Raw genomic sequence first — 17,626 nt, 5'->3', positions numbered from 1 at the left:
TGCGTATTGATTTAGGCAATAGCTAAACGTGTTTTGACCATCAATACGCAAGCGTATAAATTTAAACTCATGAAAAAAGAAACTCTTGCAGAACGCCTTAATCAGGCAATGGAACTATCTGGCATGTCTCAGGGCGCTCTGGCTAAGGCGTCTGGCGTCGCTCAGCCCACTATCTGGCGGCTGACCAGCGGAAATGCCCGCGGCTCAACTAAAATCGTTGAGATCGCCAATGCGCTTGGCGTTCGCTCTGAGTGGCTTTCAACCGGAGTTGGACCGATGCGTGACGATGGTCAAATGCCCGCAATTTCGCAGCCAAAAACAGAGCTGGCGCCTACTGACACATTCCGCATTGAAGCGCTGGACTTTTATGTTAGCGCTGGGCCAGGAGCCATCAACAGCGAATTTGTAGAGGTGCTTAGATCCGTGGAATATTCAGTCGAAGACGCTCGCCGGATGTTCAATGGCAGGAAGGCTGAGCAGATCAGAATCATCAATGTTCGCGGTGACAGCATGTCCGGAACCATTGAGCCAGGCGACTTACTGTTCGTCGACATCAGTGTTCAGCACTTTGATGGTGATGGTATTTACGCCTTTATCTACGACGACACATCCCACGTTAAACGCCTCCAGAAGATGAAAGATAAGCTGTTGGTCATCTCCGACAATCAGACCTATCGCCCGTGGGATCCGATCGAAAAAGAAGAAATGAATAGGATACTCGTGTTTGGCAAGGTGATTGGCAGCATGCCTCAGACTTACAGAAAACACGGTTAACACACCTAGCTACAAATCAGACCCAGCCATAGTGCTGGGTTTTTTTATTGCCCGCAGCAAGCCCACTCATCACAGCTATACACACCGCAGGAAAATACGATCTGAATCCCAATCACTCGAAAAAATATCAAAATAAATTCCTTTAGCTATCAGCGCCTTAATAGCAATTGCTATTATTTAATATCAATACGTATTGCTATAAACAATACTCATCGCTATTATCAATCCATCGAAACGAAACATCGACAGCTGAGCGAAGTTAGCCAGCGGCGATGTTGAGATTCGGTCAGTCGAACGGCGCGACAGTAAACCATGCGTCGGACGCCCGGCGGGCTCAGGGAGAGCGGCAATGGTGCGTAACTGGAATGTTTTGGGCTGGCAGACGGTTATCAGCTAGTTGGTGAGGTAATGGCTCACCAAGGCGACGACGGCCTTCCCTGCTGCTTGAAAGTGGGGAGCCAGCGCCAAAGCATTTCTCCCGCATCAGCGGGTAACGACAGAGGGTAAGGCGATGGAGTGGATTAAGTGTAGTGAAAGGCAGCCGCTGAAAAATCGACTGCTACTGCTTTTTGTTGATGGTGATTATGAGTTTGGAAAGTTGCAGGAAGATGATTTTTTTATCTACACAAACGGCGCATTTAAGAAGCGCTATGCACCTCAGGAAGTAACGCATTGGGCAATGCTCAATCACCCTGAATGACCCGCTCCGGCGGGTTTTTTATCGGCCATACATAGGCAGATTTTCGAGTCTGCCCATTTATGACAACCGGCGGCCATCCACCGCCCATTAGCGCAGAAGTCTTGTATTAACCGTTCCGTTCGCCGCGATAAGGCCAAGAGGATTTATGAGTGATTTGGAGTTTGGCTTAAAAATATACGCCTTATGGTTTGTCGGGATGTTTCTGCTCTGCATAGCAATCAACTCGCTGACGAAAAAAGAACATCGCCAGCCACTTTCAAAACTAGCCATTGACCATGTACGCATGTCTTCCGCAATAACCATTGTGGGCCTGATCGTGTGCGGTATGGGCTGGTTCTTGTTCAAGGTGGTGTGAGATGACAGTCACCCACAACGGCAAGCAGTACACCGCCAAAAAGCTCAACGATAACGAGTGGCAGCTGACGTCGGTATCGAACCCGCGCGACAAGCTGACAATGAACCGCTGGCACATGAAGCTGGCTGGTCTCCTGGAACAGGTTGAGGTGAAGGTATGATGCACCACTACGGCACCACCCCGCTCATTCGCCAGTGCGTAACACCCGGCATGATGGCAATGCATGAAGGCCGAACCTATCGCGTATCAGCAGTCATTCAGGAGCGCAAATGGGTATACCTGCACACCGATGCAGAAATCATCCGCCTCAGTGACTGCGTGATTGACGTCCTTCTGGACGGTCACGGCAACCCTATCCAGCACTAACCACCCTATTCAACCGATCGGCCTGGCATTACGCGGGCGGGATCTGTACATCCAAATTTCAGGAGAAACCATGAGCGCAGTAACGGACTTAACTGTCATCGAAATCAAGCCGGAGCAGGCGCCTGTGCTTTACGTAGCCGGAGGCCTTGACGCTTATCTCGAGCAAATTCGTCAGGCAGTAAACGAAGTGCCGGACCTGTCCACGAAGAAAGGCCGTGACCGTGTCGCCTCTCTGGCGGCGCAGGTGTCCCGCAGTAAGACGGCTATCGAAAAGCCAGGCCGTGAGTACCTGAAGCGCCTGAAAGAGGCTGTGCGTCCTGCTGAGGCGGAAATTAAGCGTTTCGTTGATGCCTGCGACGAGCTACGTGATGCCACCCGCCGCCCACTCACCGAATGGGAAGCCGTGCAGGAGCGCATCAAGGCTGAAGAAGCCATGAACGCGTTGCACGCCGAAGCGCTGGAGATGAACGAAGAGTTCGACCGACAGCGCGCCGCGCAGATCGAGGCAGACCACGAAATGGCTCTGCTGATGAATGACGCTTTCGACCGTGACCGCGAAGAGAAGCGCCGCCAGGAAGAACAGGCTCAGCGTGAACGTGACGAGCGACTGAAGCAGGAAGCCGCTGACAAAGCAAAGCGCGAAGCCGAAGAGAAGCATAAAGCGGAACTTGAGGCTGCAGCTCGACGCGAAGCTGATGAGAAAGCTCGCGCTGATGCCGCTGAGCGTAAGCGCAAAGAAGACGCTGAACGTGCAGAACGCGAAAAACAAGAAGCCATCTCCGCAGAGCAACGCAAAGCCCAGGAAGAAGCTGATCGCATCAAGCGTGAAGCTGAAGCGAAAGAAAAAGCCCGTATGGAAGAAGAGCAGCGTAAAGCGGAGGAAGAAGCGCGCCGCGCAGCTGACAAAGAGCACCGCCGCACCGTCAACCGTCGTGTCTACGCAGACCTGATTGCTCAGGGCATCCCAGAAGAATTCGCACAGAAAGCAGTGCTGGCGATCGCTGGCGGCAAAGTGCAGGACGCGCACATCAAATATTGAGGCAACCATGAACGCATTCCTGACTTACGACCGCATCGAAGATCGGCGCTGGGTTGAGCAGCAGCTCACCGACGAGAAAGAGAAGTGGATCGACGACCGGGCGCAACAAATCATCGACATGATGCCAAAAGAACCGTCTGGCCTCTTCCACTTCACGGTCCCGATTGACTCCAGCCCATACGAAGGACTTCGCAGCGATAAAGCTGGCGAGGCCTACAACGATTTCATTTCGGCAGTTGCTTACGCCCAGGCGGAATACGACTGGGAACATCGTACCGGCTGCCCGTTTTAATTTTTGAGGGGATTAACGATGGCAAACGAATTAACAATCACAGCGACGTCACTTCAGGAGATAGGCGTCGACGTCTCCACCTGGAGCGCGCTGAAGAATAGCATCTACCCTGGCGCCAAAGACGAATCGGTAATGATGGCGCTTGACTACTGCCGCGCACGCCAGCTGGATCCGTTGCTCAAACCTGTCCACCTCGTTCCGATGTACGTCAAAGACTCGAAAACAGGTAAAGGCGACTGGCGCGACGTGGTCATGCCGGGCATCGGGCTTTACCGCATTCAGGCGGACCGCTCAGGTGATTATGCCGGTGCCCGCGAACCAGAGTTCGGTCCAGACACGACGCAGACGCTTTCTGGTGTCGAGGTCACATTCCCTCAGTGGTGCAAATACACCGTCTACAAGCGCATGCCTAGCGGAGAGATCGTCGAGTTCAGCGCCAAAGAATACTGGATTGAAAACTACGCCACCGGCGGACGCGACACCACGGCGCCGAACGCGATGTGGAAAAAGCGCCCATACGGCCAGCTGGCTAAATGCGCAGAAGCCCAGGCGTTGCGTAAGGCATGGCCTGAGATTGGACAGCAGCCTACCGCCGAAGAAATGGAAGGCAAATCACTGGACGTTGATATCCGTGACGTCACGCCCCGCAGCACCACAGAAGCGCTTCCACCAGCCGCAAGCGAAGAAACCATCCAGTCCATTACCAATCTTTTGAAAGAGCTTGGTAAGGACATGGAGCAAGACTTTCTTCCTCTTTGCAGCGACATCTTCAAGCGGCAAATCCTTGAGGCGTCAGAACTCACTGAAGAAGAGGCGCAGAAAGGGTATGGCTTCCTTCAGAAAAGAGCTAAGGCGGCAGCATGACACCAGAAATTATCCTGGCCCGGACCGGTATTGACGTAACAACCATCCAACAGGGCGATGAGGCGTGGCACCGGCTGCGCCTCGGCGTCATCACCGCCTCCGAAGTGCATAACGTCATCGCAAAGCCAAGATCTGGGAAGAAGTGGACAGACATGAAAATGTCCTACTTCCACACGCTGCTCGCCGAGGTATGCACCGGCGTCGCGCCAGAGGTTAACGCCAAGGCGCTGGCCTGGGGCAAGCAGTACGAGGAAGACGCCCGCACCCTCTTCGAGTTCACCACGGACGTGAAAGTCACGGAGTCTCCGATCCTGTTCCGTGACGAGAGCATGCGCACCGCGTGCTCCCCTGACGGCCTGTGCAGTAACGGATTCGGTCTTGAGCTTAAATGCCCTTTCACCTCTCGCGACTTCATGAAATTCCGCCTTGGGGGTTTTGAAGCCATCAAGTCTGCGTACATGGCCCAGGTGCAGTACAGCATGTGGGTTACCGGAAAAGACGCCTGGTTCTTTGCAAACTACGACCCGCGCATGAAACGCGAAGGTATTCACCACGTCGTCGTTGAGCGGGATCCACAGTACATGACCGATTTCAACGAAATGGTGCCGGAGTTCATCGAGAACATGGACGAGGCGCTGGCGGAAATCGGCTTCACGTTCGGGGAGCAGTGGAAATGAAACGCACACCCTTCTACCGCAGGCCCGGGCGCACCGGGCAATTCTCCGGCCTCCGAGAGCGCGTTATCTGGATGATTCAGACGCGCGGTCGCCCGGTCACCGGCAGCGAAATCGCCGAGAAGTTTGGCGTATCGCTCATTGAGTTTAACCGGGTCGCCAACGGCATTACCCGCGGCTCAGGACAGATAGCGCAGATCGTTGAGTCGGGAAAATGGGTCAACGAGGACGGCATCTGCGACCGGGCATTCGACCTGGTCACGAAGCCAAAGGTCGTAACGCCGCAGGGCAAATCGCGGCTGTTCACCCGGCGCGCCATAGAGCAGTCGCAGGAAGGTAGACGGCAGGAATGCATTGAACGTGCCGCCCGCCGCCGCCGCCTGATTGCTCAGGGCCTCTACATCGACGAAATGGAGTCCATCCTATGACTCACGCTCACGACGACATCAGGGTTGGCACGCTGTGCCTTCCCTTCATTGGTAAAGGCTGGCTAATGCCCTGGGGTGAAGTGGTCAGCAATCCATTAAAGGCGCAGCGGCTCGCTGAGGAATATCGGGAAAGGCAGGAGGCGGCATGAAATACGGAAGCGTGTGCAGCGGTATCGAAGCTGCCAGTAAAGCGTGGGAACCTCTCGGCTGGAAACCTGCCTGGTTCTCTGAAATCGAACCATTCCCCTCAGCCGTCCTCGCCAATCACTGGCCGGAAGTAACCAACCTCGGCGACATGACCAAAATCGCCGATGCGGTGCGCACTGGTGATGTCGAAGCGCCTGATGTTCTGGTCGGCGGTACGCCCTGCCAGGCATTCAGCATCGCCGGCTTACGTGAAGGCCTGTCTGATGACCGCGGCCAGTTAACCCTCTCTTACGTGGAATTAGCCAATGCAATCGACGCAAAGCGCCGCGAACGCGGTGAGCCAGAATCAATCATCGTCTGGGAAAACGTCCCCGGAGTGCTCAGCAGCAAAGACAATGCCTTCGGGTGCTTTCTGGCAGGACTTGCCGGAGAAAGCAGTGAGTTGCAGCCAGCAGGGGGAAAATGGACGCACGCAGGTTGTGTGTCTGGACCAGAAAGGGTTATCGCCTGGCGCGTCCTTGATGCTCAATTTTTCGGAGTGGCCCAACGACGCCGCCGTGTGTTCGTTGTCGCAAGTGCTCGAAAAGGATTCGATCCCGCAGCGGTACTTTTTGAGCTCGACAGCGTGCGCCGGGATTCTGCGCCGCGCCGAGAAACGCAAAAGGCTGTTGCCGCACTTACTGCAAGAGGCGTTGGAACGTGTGGCGCAGACGACAACCAGGCACAAGCTGGACGCCTGATTGCGCAGTGCGCCAGCGGCGATATTAGTCATACGCTGAAAGGTGAAGGTTTCGATGGTAGCGAGGACGGCACCGGGAGAGGAACTCCAGTTATCGCTTTTGGCGGCGGTAATACCAGCGGGAACATCGATGTGGCCGCATGCCTGACCGCCAAGGGCCAGCGCATTGACTTTGAAGTGGAAACCTTCGCCGTACACGGTACGCAGGATCCTGACACCAACCGAGAACTGGCGCACACTCTTGGACGCAACAACGGACAGGAAAACGCGATAGTTACTGAACCATTCACATTGGCAATCCGTGGTCGCTCAGAAGGAAGTACGGTCGAGGTGAGAAATGACGGCACAGCCAACGCGCTGTTGACGCCGAATGGCGGCCGTGCAGGCATGGGTGTAGGCGCTATCGGGTGGGGTATGCAGGTTCGCCGCCTAACACCGATTGAGTGCGAGCGCCTTCAGGGCTTTCCTGATAATCACACTCTGATCGGCTGGCGCGGAAAGGATGCTGATGAATGTCCGGACGGGCCACGCTATAAAGCCATCGGCAATAGCATGGCAGTACCGGTAATGCGCTGGATTGGTGAGCGCATCGCCGCCGCGCTTCCAATCGAAACGCCTGCACTGCGCAACTGGCAGCGCCCGTTCCTGAAATGGGCTGGCGGAAAATATTCTCTGCTTCCGGATCTGGACCGACTTATACCAGCCGGTAAACGCCTCGTTGAGCCATTCGTTGGTGGCGGCTCGGTGTTTCTCAACTCCGAAAAGCACGAGTCTTTCCTGCTTGCTGACGTCAATGCAGATCTTATTAACCTCTATCAGATGCTTGAAGTGGACCACATCAGAGTATGTTCGCTTGCCAGAATGCTGTTTGAGCGTGCCAACAGTGAGGTTGCGTACAAAGAGCTTCGGGATGAGTTTAATAACCAGCGCATGGGAGCGCCGGAGCGTGCAGCAGCCTTTCTCTTCCTCAATCGACACTGCTTTAACGGCCTGATTCGGTACAACCGTGATGGTTTCTTTAATGTTGGCTGGGGCAAGTACGAAGCTCCCTATTTCCCAGAGATTGAGATAAAGGCTTTTAAGCAGAAGTCGCATAAATGCGTGTTCCTGAATGCTGAATTTCGCAGGACCCTGGCGCTGGCCAGTGAAGGTGATGTGGTTTACTGCGACCCGCCTTATGAGCCGTTGCCTGGTACCGCTGGTTTCACAAATTACGCCGCTGGCGGGTTCTCATGGGCTGATCAGATTTCACTTGCGGAAAGCTGTGTAGCAGCCCACCAGCGAGGCGCGAAAGTTCTTATCAGTAACTCAACAGCTCCACGAGTTCTTGAGCTTTATGAGCAGCACGGATTCATCCTTCATCATGTTGATGCCCGGCGGGCGATATCCAGCAAGGGCAGTACGCGTGAGACGGCGAAGGATATCGTCGCCACTTTGGGGATTTAACCATGACGCCAGAAACAGACAACGCCATCCGCGCCGCCTGACGCCGCTGCGCCGAGGAAATCCAGCAGGCCATGCGCAAGAAGCCAAAGCCTAACTGGAACGAAACTGTGCCTCCCATCATCAACAAGCATCACAAGAAAATTGAAGTTCTGGGAGTTAGCCTCCTGGAGTTCGTCGTATACACAGGGCGGCTTAATCGCCGCTTCGGAGTTGAATAGTGAAAATATACATCGCTGGGCCAATGAGCGGCCTACCTAATTTTAACCGTGCCGCTTTTAACCATGCGCATTTTCATCTCTGGTCGAAAGGCCATATTGTTCTGAATCCCGCCCGTCTACCAGATGGATTAACCCAGGCCGAGTACATGGACATCTGCCTGTCTATGCTTCGCTGTGCTGATGCTATCTACATGCTTGAAGGCTGGGAGCACTCCGCTGGTGCCCGAGCGGAGAATGCGCTGGCCGAGAAGCTTGAAATGGAAATTATCTTCCAGGAAGAGGATCGCGCCGCATGAACCGAGCCTCACCCGTTGATTTGAGGAAGAGCCTCGAAATCGCCAATAACCTTGCGCATATCGGGATTCGCTTCGTGCCGATTCCGGTGGCGACTGAGGAAGATTTCCAGACACTGGCCGCCGAGCTATCTCGACGGCTTGAGCAGATAGCAGTCGAAGCCGAGAAGAATGATGGCGGTGCAGCATGACGGCACTAATCACCAGGTCGCTATCGCGGCCTTTTTTATTGCTTGCGTTCACCTTCAACCGAATTAACCGACAGTTCCGGGAGCATTGACCATGGCAGATTGAAGAGCTTCAGCGTAACGCTGCCCTTTCCGCTCACCGCATCGACCGTAATGCCGTATCAGCTGAGCATTGTGAGGAATGCGACGAACCAATTCCCGAGCCGCGGCGCGCTGCCGTTCCCGGCTGCCAGACATGCGCTGAGTGCCAATCCGTTATCGAACTGAAGAATAAGCAGAGGGGAATGTAATGTGGCCTATATGCAAACACTGCGGCCGTATGTGCTGGAGTGGATGGTGTATCAAATGCGACAAGCGGGGGTGATGTGATGGATTACACCATGCTAACCGACGATGAAATCAATGCGTTGGTAATAAAGCAACTTATCCTCACTGGCTTTTACACCGACGATCCACAGGAAGTTAGCCACCGCCAATACGTTAGCGATGGATGGTGCTGGGGCCGAGGCACAGAAACCGGACTGCGCAACAAAGACGGCTCTGTTTTCGTTACTCACCAGAATGGACATCGCCTTGATTTTTGCAATGACCCAGATGTCGCCTGGCAACTTATCGCCAAGCACAGAATCTCCATCGAGTTTGATGGTGACGACAGTACAGAGCCACAAACTACATGGTGCCATACGCGAAACCTGGACCGGACGTGCGGTACTGATTACCAGAAGAACCCGCTGCGCGCCGCGATGATTACCTTCCTTTTAATGCAGGAGCTTCCCAATGTTCCAGCTAATTCAACGGGGTCAGATTTACGCTGACCAGCACGGTTGGCCCGTCATCATCCATAGCTGCACTTCTCAGATAGTCCGCTACTGGCGACAGGGCCGGATCAACACCGCTTCAATCGACCGATTCAACAATGATTTTGAGCACCTCGATCACCGTGAGGCGGCACAGATACGCGCCGAACTGGAGACGAGTGAGCACATTAAATCGCTGCGCGCCCAGCGCGCGGCATGAGGAGAGACTATGTCGGCATATGATGAAATTATGAACGCACTCGCCTTCTACTTCGGTGATGGAGAAGGTCTAAACCCAAGCGAGGAAAGCATCCGTGAAATTATCAGCCAGGAGCATGACCCAATTGAGACGATTGCTAAAGCGCTAGACGATTACCGCGCATCGAAGCCATGACGCAACTGATAGCCAGTTATGAGCTGGCTATTGGGTGCGAAAGCACCGCCTCACATCCCTTGATGTTATTGCCGCCTACGGGCGGCTTCTTTTTGCCTGGAGAAAACCATGAGCGACATTATTCAGCTGGTACCAAACAAATGGGTCACAGAGGAACTTTTAACTGCGACAACCGGCATGTCAAAGCACATGATTCAGCATGCCCGCCGGTCTACCTGGATGGAGGGAAAGCATTATCGCCATGTTGCCCCTGATATGGCACCTAAGCAAAACAGCCCAATCATGTATAACCGCTATGAGATAAACCACTGGATCGAGCACCAAAGCCCAGCGAAACGCCGGAGAATATCTGCTTAAATGTCCTTTGGCACATCAAACGAGGAATGATTATGGCAGCATACCCAACAGGCGTAGAAGTTCATGGCGAATCGTTACGTATATGGTTCATATATCAGGGGAAGCGTGTCAGGGAAAATCTCGGCGTTCCTGACACGCCAAAAAACAGGAAAATGGCAGGCGAACTTCGGGCTTCAGTCTGCTTTGCGATAAAGACAGGCACATTCAATTATGCCTCGCAATTCCCTGATTCATCGAACGCAGAGAAATTCAGCACTGTCAGAAAGCAAATCTCACTACTTGAACTGAAATCGAAATGGCTTGGGCTTAAAGAGATGGAGCTTAGCCTCGGGACGTTGAGGCGTTACGATTGCCACCTCACAACCACTATCGAAACAATTGGTGAGCACAGGTATATCGGCAGCCTGAACACTGAAGATATCCTTAGTGCCAGGAAGGAGCTACTGAACGGCTGGCAGAAGACCAGACATGGCCTAAATCATCCACCCAAAAAGGGAAGAAGCGTTCCTACAGTCAATAGCTATATGGCATGCCTTGGCGGGATGCTGGGCTTTGCTTTCAAAAGTGGATACCTGAAAACTGATCTGATGGCAGGTATTACCCCTCTCGCAAAAGAAAGACCCATTCCAGATCCTCTTACTTCTGATGAGTATCAGAGAGTGGTTGCGGCCTGCCCAACGCTACAGTTTCAGAATATGGTTATCTTTGCGGTAAATACAGGCGTCAGGCATGGCGAACTAAGCGCGTTATCCTGGGAGGATGTGGATACTGTCAACTGGACTGTTACAGTGTCACGGAACTATTCCCTGAAGGGAAACTTCACCCTGCCAAAAACCAACGCCGGGATTCGAACAATACAGCTGACCCAGCCAGCAATTGATGCACTCAAGGCGCAAATGCCACTGACCAGAATGATGGCATCCCACAAGGTAAGCGTCAGCCTACGGGAATACAAAAAAAAGAGAACCGATGAATGCACCTTTATATTCTCGCCGTCCATTACTTCAATGAACGGTAAGAAGACGATGTGCTACGTCCCCGGATCCATTAATTCAGCCTGGCGCACTGCCCTGCGTCGTGCAGGCGTCCGACAAAGACGGTCTTATGAAACCAGGAACACATATGCGTGCTGGGCACTGGTCGCCGGAGCGAACCCAAATTTCGTTGCGCACCAGATGGGCCATTCGTCAGCGCAAATGCTATTCACGGTTTACGGTAAATGGATGACCGAGAATAACCATGACCAGGTGGGCATTTTGAACGCATCATTTACTCAAAATGCCCCACTGATGCCACATAGAAAAACCGCATAACCTTAACTATCTGATTTAACATATTAATATCACTTCAATCATGATTCATCTGGATGAGCAAGGTCGGCTCTTTTGCCTTTAGCTTCCTGCCGGTAATGTTCTGTATCGCCATTCCTCTGGGTCTGGCGCGCGAAAACAAAGGCGTGGCGGCGTTTGCGGGCTTCGTTGGCTATGCGGTCATGAACCTTGCGGTTAACTTCTGGCTGACCGCCAAAGGGATCCTGCCCACGACCGACGCGGCGGTACTGAAAGCCAATAACATTCAGAGCGTGATTGGTATTCAGTCCATCGATACCGGGATCCTTGGAGCCGTGATCGCGGGGGTGATTATCTGGATGCTGCACGAGCGCTTCCACAACATCCGCCTGCCCGATGCGCTGGCCTTCTTCGGCGGGACCCGCTTTGTGCCAATCATTACGCTGGTTGTGATGGGTCTGTTTGGTCTGATCATCCCTCTGATTTGGCCGATTTTTGCCATGGGGATCACCGGTATTGGCCGCATTATCAACGGCGCGGGTGATTTCGGCCCGATGATTTTCGGTACCGGTGAACGTCTGCTGCTGCCGTTTGGTTTACAGCACATCCTGGTTGCCCTGATCCGTTTTACGGAAGCAGGCGGCACCATGGACGTTTGCGGTCATTCCGTTAGCGGTGCGCTGACCATCTTCCAGGCCCAGCTGAGCTGCCCGACCACTCACGGCTTCTCTGAAAGTGCGACGCGTTTCCTCTCTCAGGGTAAAATGCCTGCCTTCCTCGGCGGCCTGCCGGGCGCAGCGCTGGCGATGTACCACTGTGCCCGTCCGGAAAATCGTCATAAAATTAAAGGTCTGCTGATCTCCGGCGTTATTGCCTGCGTGGTGGGCGGTACGACAGAACCTATCGAGTTCCTGTTCCTGTTCGTAGCGCCGGTACTGTACCTCATCCACGCCGTACTGACGGGCCTGGGCTTTACCGTGATGGCTGTGCTCGGTGTGACCATCGGTAACACCGACGGTAACGTGATTGACTTCGTGGTCTTCGGTATCCTGCACGGTCTGTCCACCAAATGGTATCTGGTGCCGGTTGTGGCCGCCATCTGGTTCGCGGTTTACTACGGGATCTTCCGCTTCGCCATCACCCGCTTTAACCTGAAAACGCCTGGCCGCGATACCGATACGGCCACCAGCGTTGAACAGGCGGTAGCCGGCACCATTGGGAAATCCGGATATAACACGCCGGCTATTCTGGCGGCGCTGGGCGGTGCGGATAACATTACCTCTCTGGATAACTGCATCACCCGCCTGCGTTTGTCGGTGGCGGACATGTCCAAAGTGGATACCAACGCACTTAAAGCTAACCGGGCTATCGGCGTGGTACAGTTAAACCAACACAATTTGCAGGTCGTCATTGGCCCGCAGGTACAGTCAGTGAAGGATGAGCTGGCAACCCTGATGCGAACCGTCGAAGCCTGATGCCTCGCCCCCCTCGTCATGAGGGGGTTTTACTTTACGGAGCACCGTCATGTTTGATTTTTCAACCGTCGTGGATCGACACGGCACCTGGTGTACCCAGTGGGATTATGTCGCTGACCGTTTTGGCGCTGCCGACCTGCTGCCCTTCACCATCTCTGATATGGATTTCGCCACCGCCCCCTGCATTACCGATGCGCTGCACCAGCGAATAAACCACGGGGTGTTTGGCTACAGTCGCTGGAAAAATGACGAATTTCTGGCCGCCGTGGCGCACTGGTTCCGGCAACGCTTTAACAGTCAGATTGATACCGAAACCGTGGTGTATGGGCCGTCGGTCATTTATATGGTCTCGGAGCTGATCCGCCTCTGGTCCTCGCCTGGCGACAGCGTGGTGGTCCATACCCCGGCTTACGATGCCTTTTATAAAGCCATCGAAGGCAACCAGCGTACCGTTGTTTCCGTGCCGATGCAGAAAACAGCGCATGGCTGGGAGGGCGATATGGCCGCGCTGGAAGCGGCGCTGTCAAAACCGGAAAACAAGGTGCTGCTGCTGTGTAGCCCGCAAAACCCGACCGGCAAAGTCTGGACGCGGGAAGAGCTGACCACAATGGCGGCCCTGTGTGAACGTTATGACGTAGCGGTGATCAGCGACGAAATTCATATGGACATGGTATGGGGCACGCATCGTCATACCCCGTGGAACGAGGTTGCGCGCGGTAAATGGGCGCTGCTGACCTCGGGTTCCAAAAGCTTCAACATTCCGGCGCTGACGGGTGCCTGGGGGCTTATCGCCGATGACGCCAGCCGTAGCGCCTATCTGAATGCATTAAAAGGTCGGGACGGACTCTCTTCCCCTTCCGTGCTGGCGCTGACCGCGCACATTGCTGCCTACCGACAGGGAGAACCCTGGCTGGACGCGCTGCGGACCTATCTCGAAGAAAACCTGCGCTACATTGCTGACGAACTGAATACTGCATTTCCGACACTCAACTGGCAACCGCCCGAGGCCACCTATCTGGCATGGATCGATCTCAGCCCGCTTGGCATTAATGACAATACGCTGCAAAACGTGCTGATTGATTAGCAAAAAGTGGCCATCATGCCGGGATATACCTATGGGGATGAAGGTAAAGGCTATGTGCGTCTGAACGCCGGCTGTCCGCGTAGTAAGCTTGAACAGGGCGTTCAACGCCTTATCGCCGGCATCAACACTCTGCTGTAAATCATTTGCGCAACGGAATATTCCCTTGCGCAAATAGCTTTTTACCCCGTTTTGTTTTTATAATATGGCGCACTTTAACCAGCAAAGAGTGCGACCATGATTGATACACGCCTGCCTTTAACTGATATTCACCGCCACCTCGACGGAAACATTCGTGCCCAAACCATTCTCGATCTTAGTCGCCAGTTCAATTTAACCCTCCCTGCCGAAACGCTTGAAACCCTGATCCCGCATGTTCAGGTCACGTCGAACGAACCGGATCTGGTGAGTTTTCTGAGCAAGCTCGACTGGGGCGTGAAGATGCTGGCCTCGGTCGATGCCTGTCGCCGTGTCGCCTTTGAAAACATCGAAGATGCGGCGCGTAACGGCCTGCACTATGTTGAACTGCGTTTCTCCCCGGGCTATATGGCGATGACCCACAACCTCCCCGTAGCGGGCGTGGTTGAAGCGGTCATTGAAGGCGTGCGTGAAGGCTGCAAAACCTTTGACGTTCAGGCGCGTTTGATTGGCATTATGAGCCGTACCTTCGGTGAAGCGGCCTGTCTTCAGGAACTGGAAGCATTACTGGCGCATCGCGACCAGATCACCGCCATCGACCTGGCCGGTGACGAGCTGGGCTTCCCGGGCAGTCTGTTCCTGTCTCATTTCAACCGCGCACGTGATGCAGGATGGCATATTACCGTTCATGCGGGCGAAGCTGCGGGGCCGGAAAGCATCTGGCAGGCCATTCGTGAACTGGGTGCGGAACGTATAGGTCATGGCGTGAAAGCCATTGAAGATCGTGCGCTGATGGATTTCCTCGCCGAACAACGTATTGGAATCGAATCCTGCCTGACCTCCAATATTCAGACCAGTACAGTAGCGTCGCTGGCGCAACACCCGCTGAAAACCTTCCTCGAACACGGGGTGCTGGCTTCGCTGAACACGGACGATCCGGCGGTTCAGGGCGTGGATATTATTCACGAATACAACATCGCCGCACCACAGGCCGGGCTGAGCCGCGAGCAGATCCGTCAGGCGCAAATCAACGGGCTGGAGATCGCCTTCCTGACGCCTGAAGAGAAACAGGCGCTGCGCGATAAAGTTGCTCAGTAGTCCTCTTTACTGCCGGGTGGCGCTGCGCTTACCCGGCCTACGAAAGCGTTTAGCACTTATGCCAGACAGAGCGTTGCGCGATGTTTGGCAGATTCGATCCCGAGCTCGATGAGCTCCATAATCTGAATTGCCTGGCTTGCGGGAACCGGATTTTCACCTGAACCGTTCAGCGCGTCACGAATGGCGGCGTAATACGCTGGATAGTTCCCCGGCAGGGTCAATACCGTCTCTTCAACCAGTACCTCCCCCTCCGCACGCGTCACCACCCCGTCGCGCATGTCGTAGCCCCAGTCCTCCTGCGGTAAGCGTTCGCCATTTTTGAGGCGCTCTTCCTGCGGATCCAGGCCGAACTTCACATAGCTGCCGCGCGCCCCGTGAATGATATAGCGGGCCGATTCCGCCGCCGCAAGCATTGTCCCGTGCAGCACAATGCGCCGCTGCGGATAACTCAAAATGGCATGGAAATAGTCGGTGGTCTGCGCCCCCGGCCTGAGCTGCGCTAAATCGACCGTCATGCTCACGGGCAAACCAAACAGATGAACGGCCTGATCGAGAAGATGCGGCGCTAAGTCATACCAGATGCCGCTACCCGGTCCCGCCTGCTCGCGCCAGCGATCTCGCACCTGCGGACGATAACGATCGAAGTGCGACTCAAAAAAGGCAATTTCGCCGAGCGTGCCTTCGTTTATCAGCGCCTTAACCGTCAGGAAATCGCTGTCCCAGCGCCGATTGTGAAAGACCGATAATAACCGACCCAGACTACGCGCCAGCGCATCCAGCTCGCGCGCCTGTGACAACGTCACGGTGAAGGGCTTATCGACAACAACATGTTTCCCTGCCTCCAGCGCCGCTTTCGCCAGGGGGAAATGAGTGTCGTTAGGAGTTGGAATGATAATAAGGTCAATATTAGGATCGTTAAACAGATGCTTAGGCTCCGTTACCACCGGCACGGCTGGCCAGTCGGCGCGGACCTTAGTCTCATCGCTGCTTGTGATAGCCGCCAGTTCCATTCCCGGCGTGCCGGCAACCAGCGGTGCATGAAAGGTTTTGCTTGCGTACCCGTAGCCAATAAGACCGACGCGGATGTTTTCACTCATCGTTTGCCCCCTCGCTGTGCGCTTATTTATCACTGGCCTTGTGCTTAACGCACAGATTAATAATGTGCCCTGTGAGTTAAAATAGCATCTTGCGACAGCGTTTTTTGTTACCTCGCATTAAAGTGTGTATATGGGTTCGGGGAATCGTTCCCAAAGCGCTTGCTCTGGCGAAAAGGGCGCTGTAACATTTGTAATCTGTATTTATGGATAAATTACAAACACAAATTATGTCGTCAATAATTAATCGAATCATTGAATTAGCGGGATGGATTGTCCTTGGAGTTTCAGTCGTGTTGCTCGGCATTGCCAGCCATATCGATAACTACCAGCCGCCGGAGCCTGTTACTGTCGCACAACAAAAGTAAGCCGTGTCGTCATAAAGCGTGACACATTACGTCATGGAACGTATTGCCAGCCGTAATGAACGGGGTTACCCTTCTCTTCCAGGCATCTGCTGATGCCTGAATCTTCGCAAAGAAAACTCCTAATTTCGTCGCGTTACCCGAGTGGACAGTTTACGTCTTTATTAATCCGTTTATTATTCGAACGCATTACCTTTATGGGTATTACCCTTTTATATGGAAACTTATTAACATGACAGTTCAGGACTATTTATTAAAATTTCGCAAGATCAATTCCCTTGAAAGCCTGGAAAAACTGTTTGACCATCTGAACTACACGCTGTCGGATAATCAGGACATCATCAATATGTACCGCGCTGCTGACCATCGTCGCGCCGAACTGGTCTCTGGCGGTCGTCTGTTCAATGTGGGGGAAGTGCCTAAATCCGTATGGCGTTACGTTGTATAAGAAAGTAGCCTTCGGCGTGAAATGTTATATACTCTCCGCCCTGCAAATTTCTGTATAACATTTCGCGCAGACTATGGGAGAGCGTATGACCGCATTGCCTGGAGAGAGAATTGGGGGCTGGTTAATCGCCCCGCTGGCATGGCTGCTGGTGGCATTATTAAGCGCTTCGCTGGCGCTGTTGCTATACACCACCGCACTGGTTACGCCTCATGCTATCCAGACACTGATGTCCCAGAGTGCGCTCAATATTGCAACGTGGTTTGTGTCGTTCGTTTTCGCGATCGCGATGTGGTACTACACGCTGTGGCTGACTATCGCCTTCTTCAAACGCCGCAAAAACGTGCCGAAACATTACATTATCTGGCTGCTGGTCTCCGTGCTGCTGGCTGTCAAAGCATTCGCTTTCTCGCCAGTGTCTGACGCGCTGGCGGTTCGCCAGTTACTGTTTCCGCTACTGGCGACGGCGCTTCTGGTCCCTTATTTCAAGCGTTCGACGCGCGTTAAGAAGACCTTTGTCAACCCGTAATAACCTTACAGTTAACCTGTTGTGGCCTGTTGTCGTTTATC

The 17,626-nt window shown here is 53.9% G+C and carries 25 protein-coding genes and 3 pseudogenes; 27 read left to right on the top strand and 1 reads right to left on the bottom strand.

The genetic code is table 11. The annotated features are described in order from the left end of the window. Positions 1-69: 69 nt before the first annotated feature. From ACQG1Y_RS10110 to add, 24 genes and pseudogenes are all read left to right on the top strand, one after another. Positions 70-774, top strand: a complete 705-nt coding sequence (locus ACQG1Y_RS10110; RefSeq protein ID WP_047345900.1) for an XRE family transcriptional regulator — start codon at positions 70-72, stop codon at positions 772-774. 511 nt (positions 775-1,285) lie between these two features. Then, positions 1,286-1,474, top strand: a complete 189-nt coding sequence (locus tag ACQG1Y_RS10105; RefSeq protein ID WP_426736741.1) for a DUF551 domain-containing protein — start codon at positions 1,286-1,288, stop codon at positions 1,472-1,474. A 145-nt stretch (positions 1,475-1,619) separates the two neighbouring features. Then, positions 1,620-1,829, top strand: a complete 210-nt coding sequence (locus ACQG1Y_RS10100; protein ID WP_426736740.1) for a hypothetical protein — start codon at positions 1,620-1,622, stop codon at positions 1,827-1,829. A 1-nt stretch (position 1,830) separates the two neighbouring features. Further along, complete coding sequence (locus tag ACQG1Y_RS10095; RefSeq protein WP_286495073.1) at positions 1,831-1,989, top strand: hypothetical protein; 159 nt, start codon at positions 1,831-1,833, stop codon at positions 1,987-1,989. Continuing rightward, the gene (locus ACQG1Y_RS10090) at positions 1,986-2,195 is read left to right on the top strand and encodes a hypothetical protein (RefSeq protein WP_001514158.1); all 210 of its coding nucleotides are present in this window, start codon (positions 1,986-1,988) and stop codon (positions 2,193-2,195) included. The genes ACQG1Y_RS10095 and ACQG1Y_RS10090 overlap by 4 nt, the downstream gene beginning before the upstream one ends. Positions 2,196-2,265: 70 nt before the next feature. Then, positions 2,266-3,234: a hypothetical protein gene (locus tag ACQG1Y_RS10085; RefSeq protein WP_426736739.1), complete on the top strand. Its 969-nt coding sequence runs from the start codon at positions 2,266-2,268 to the stop codon at positions 3,232-3,234. A gap of 7 nt (positions 3,235-3,241) precedes the next feature. Then, positions 3,242-3,526: a host nuclease inhibitor GamL gene (gamL, locus tag ACQG1Y_RS10080; RefSeq protein WP_214553240.1), complete on the top strand. Its 285-nt coding sequence runs from the start codon at positions 3,242-3,244 to the stop codon at positions 3,524-3,526. A gap of 18 nt (positions 3,527-3,544) precedes the next feature. Next, complete coding sequence (bet, locus tag ACQG1Y_RS10075; RefSeq protein WP_045324626.1) at positions 3,545-4,390, top strand: phage recombination protein Bet; 846 nt, start codon at positions 3,545-3,547, stop codon at positions 4,388-4,390. Next, a complete protein-coding gene (locus ACQG1Y_RS10070; RefSeq protein ID WP_048249393.1) occupies positions 4,387-5,067 on the top strand; it encodes a lambda exonuclease family protein in 681 nt (226 codons plus the stop codon). Before bet ends, ACQG1Y_RS10070 begins: the two co-directional genes overlap by 4 nt. Beyond that, complete coding sequence (locus ACQG1Y_RS10065) at positions 5,064-5,492, top strand: hypothetical protein (RefSeq protein ID WP_048249391.1); 429 nt, start codon at positions 5,064-5,066, stop codon at positions 5,490-5,492. Before ACQG1Y_RS10070 ends, ACQG1Y_RS10065 begins: the two co-directional genes overlap by 4 nt. After that, positions 5,489-5,641 carry a DUF1317 family protein gene (locus tag ACQG1Y_RS10060; protein WP_023306344.1) on the top strand — a complete coding sequence of 51 codons (153 nt, stop codon included), beginning with the start codon at positions 5,489-5,491 and terminating at the stop codon, positions 5,639-5,641. Before ACQG1Y_RS10065 ends, ACQG1Y_RS10060 begins: the two co-directional genes overlap by 4 nt. Beyond that, on the top strand, positions 5,638-7,824 hold the full coding sequence (locus ACQG1Y_RS10055) for a Dam family site-specific DNA-(adenine-N6)-methyltransferase (protein WP_426736738.1): 2,187 nt from the start codon (positions 5,638-5,640) through the stop codon (positions 7,822-7,824). The genes ACQG1Y_RS10060 and ACQG1Y_RS10055 overlap by 4 nt, the downstream gene beginning before the upstream one ends. Positions 7,825-7,826: 2 nt before the next feature. Next, positions 7,827-8,042, top strand: a pseudogene (locus ACQG1Y_RS10050) (hypothetical protein). After that, complete coding sequence (locus ACQG1Y_RS10045; protein WP_047723671.1) at positions 8,042-8,338, top strand: DUF4406 domain-containing protein; 297 nt, start codon at positions 8,042-8,044, stop codon at positions 8,336-8,338. Before ACQG1Y_RS10050 ends, ACQG1Y_RS10045 begins: the two are co-directional and overlap by 1 nt. Next, positions 8,335-8,526, top strand: a complete 192-nt coding sequence (locus ACQG1Y_RS10040; RefSeq protein WP_426736737.1) for a DUF1382 family protein — start codon at positions 8,335-8,337, stop codon at positions 8,524-8,526. The genes ACQG1Y_RS10045 and ACQG1Y_RS10040 overlap by 4 nt, the downstream gene beginning before the upstream one ends. A gap of 98 nt (positions 8,527-8,624) precedes the next feature. Continuing rightward, entirely contained in the window at positions 8,625-8,813 is a 189-nt protein-coding gene (locus tag ACQG1Y_RS10035) for a TraR/DksA family transcriptional regulator (RefSeq protein WP_426737154.1), read from the top strand. A gap of 78 nt (positions 8,814-8,891) precedes the next feature. Further along, positions 8,892-9,338, top strand: a complete 447-nt coding sequence (locus ACQG1Y_RS10030; protein WP_121909075.1) for a phage protein NinX family protein — start codon at positions 8,892-8,894, stop codon at positions 9,336-9,338. Further along, the gene (locus tag ACQG1Y_RS10025; RefSeq protein ID WP_039025583.1) at positions 9,301-9,540 is read left to right on the top strand and encodes a DUF4222 domain-containing protein; all 240 of its coding nucleotides are present in this window, start codon (positions 9,301-9,303) and stop codon (positions 9,538-9,540) included. Before ACQG1Y_RS10030 ends, ACQG1Y_RS10025 begins: the two co-directional genes overlap by 38 nt. A 9-nt stretch (positions 9,541-9,549) precedes the next feature. Continuing rightward, the gene (locus ACQG1Y_RS10020; RefSeq protein ID WP_164076817.1) at positions 9,550-9,714 is read left to right on the top strand and encodes a hypothetical protein; all 165 of its coding nucleotides are present in this window, start codon (positions 9,550-9,552) and stop codon (positions 9,712-9,714) included. A 108-nt stretch (positions 9,715-9,822) separates the two neighbouring features. Next, positions 9,823-10,071, top strand: coding sequence for an excisionase family protein (gene xisR, locus ACQG1Y_RS10015; RefSeq protein WP_150189013.1), 249 nt, complete (start codon positions 9,823-9,825; stop codon positions 10,069-10,071). A gap of 32 nt (positions 10,072-10,103) precedes the next feature. Next, positions 10,104-11,384 (top strand): site-specific integrase, encoded by a 1,281-nt coding sequence (locus ACQG1Y_RS10010; RefSeq protein ID WP_045345348.1) that lies wholly within the window; start codon positions 10,104-10,106, stop codon positions 11,382-11,384. A gap of 44 nt (positions 11,385-11,428) precedes the next feature. Then, positions 11,429-12,835: pseudogene (gene malX, locus ACQG1Y_RS10005) on the top strand (maltose/glucose-specific PTS transporter subunit IIBC); the annotation flags it as partial. 49 nt (positions 12,836-12,884) lie between these two features. Continuing rightward, positions 12,885-14,057: pseudogene (locus tag ACQG1Y_RS10000) on the top strand (MalY/PatB family protein). 96 nt (positions 14,058-14,153) lie between these two features. Further along, a complete protein-coding gene (gene add, locus ACQG1Y_RS09995; RefSeq protein WP_032653360.1) occupies positions 14,154-15,152 on the top strand; it encodes an adenosine deaminase in 999 nt (332 codons plus the stop codon). Between the two features lie 56 nt (positions 15,153-15,208). On the opposite strand, the gene ACQG1Y_RS09990 is transcribed toward add, so the two are convergent. Next, complete coding sequence (locus tag ACQG1Y_RS09990) at positions 15,209-16,249, bottom strand: oxidoreductase (protein ID WP_032648137.1); 1,041 nt, start codon at positions 16,247-16,249, stop codon at positions 15,209-15,211. Positions 16,250-16,488: 239 nt separating this feature from the next. On the opposite strand from ACQG1Y_RS09990, the gene blr reads away from it, so the two are divergent. From blr to ACQG1Y_RS09975, 3 genes are all read left to right on the top strand, one after another. Beyond that, positions 16,489-16,614, top strand: coding sequence for a division septum protein Blr (gene blr / locus ACQG1Y_RS09985; protein ID WP_151884424.1), 126 nt, complete (start codon positions 16,489-16,491; stop codon positions 16,612-16,614). 229 nt (positions 16,615-16,843) lie between these two features. After that, entirely contained in the window at positions 16,844-17,059 is a 216-nt protein-coding gene (gene ydgT, locus ACQG1Y_RS09980) for a transcription modulator YdgT (RefSeq protein ID WP_000217941.1), read from the top strand. A gap of 85 nt (positions 17,060-17,144) precedes the next feature. Then, positions 17,145-17,585 (top strand): DUF2569 domain-containing protein, encoded by a 441-nt coding sequence (locus ACQG1Y_RS09975; RefSeq protein ID WP_017693547.1) that lies wholly within the window; start codon positions 17,145-17,147, stop codon positions 17,583-17,585. The last annotated feature ends 41 nt before the right edge of the window (positions 17,586-17,626 follow it).

It is taken from the genome of Enterobacter cloacae complex sp. 397G4 (assembly GCF_050031515.1).
In the GTDB taxonomy this organism is placed as follows: Bacteria; Pseudomonadota; Gammaproteobacteria; order Enterobacterales; family Enterobacteriaceae; genus Enterobacter; species Enterobacter hormaechei_C.
Note: the sequence above shows the minus strand (reverse complement) of the source record. Positions and strands in the feature narration are given on the sequence as shown.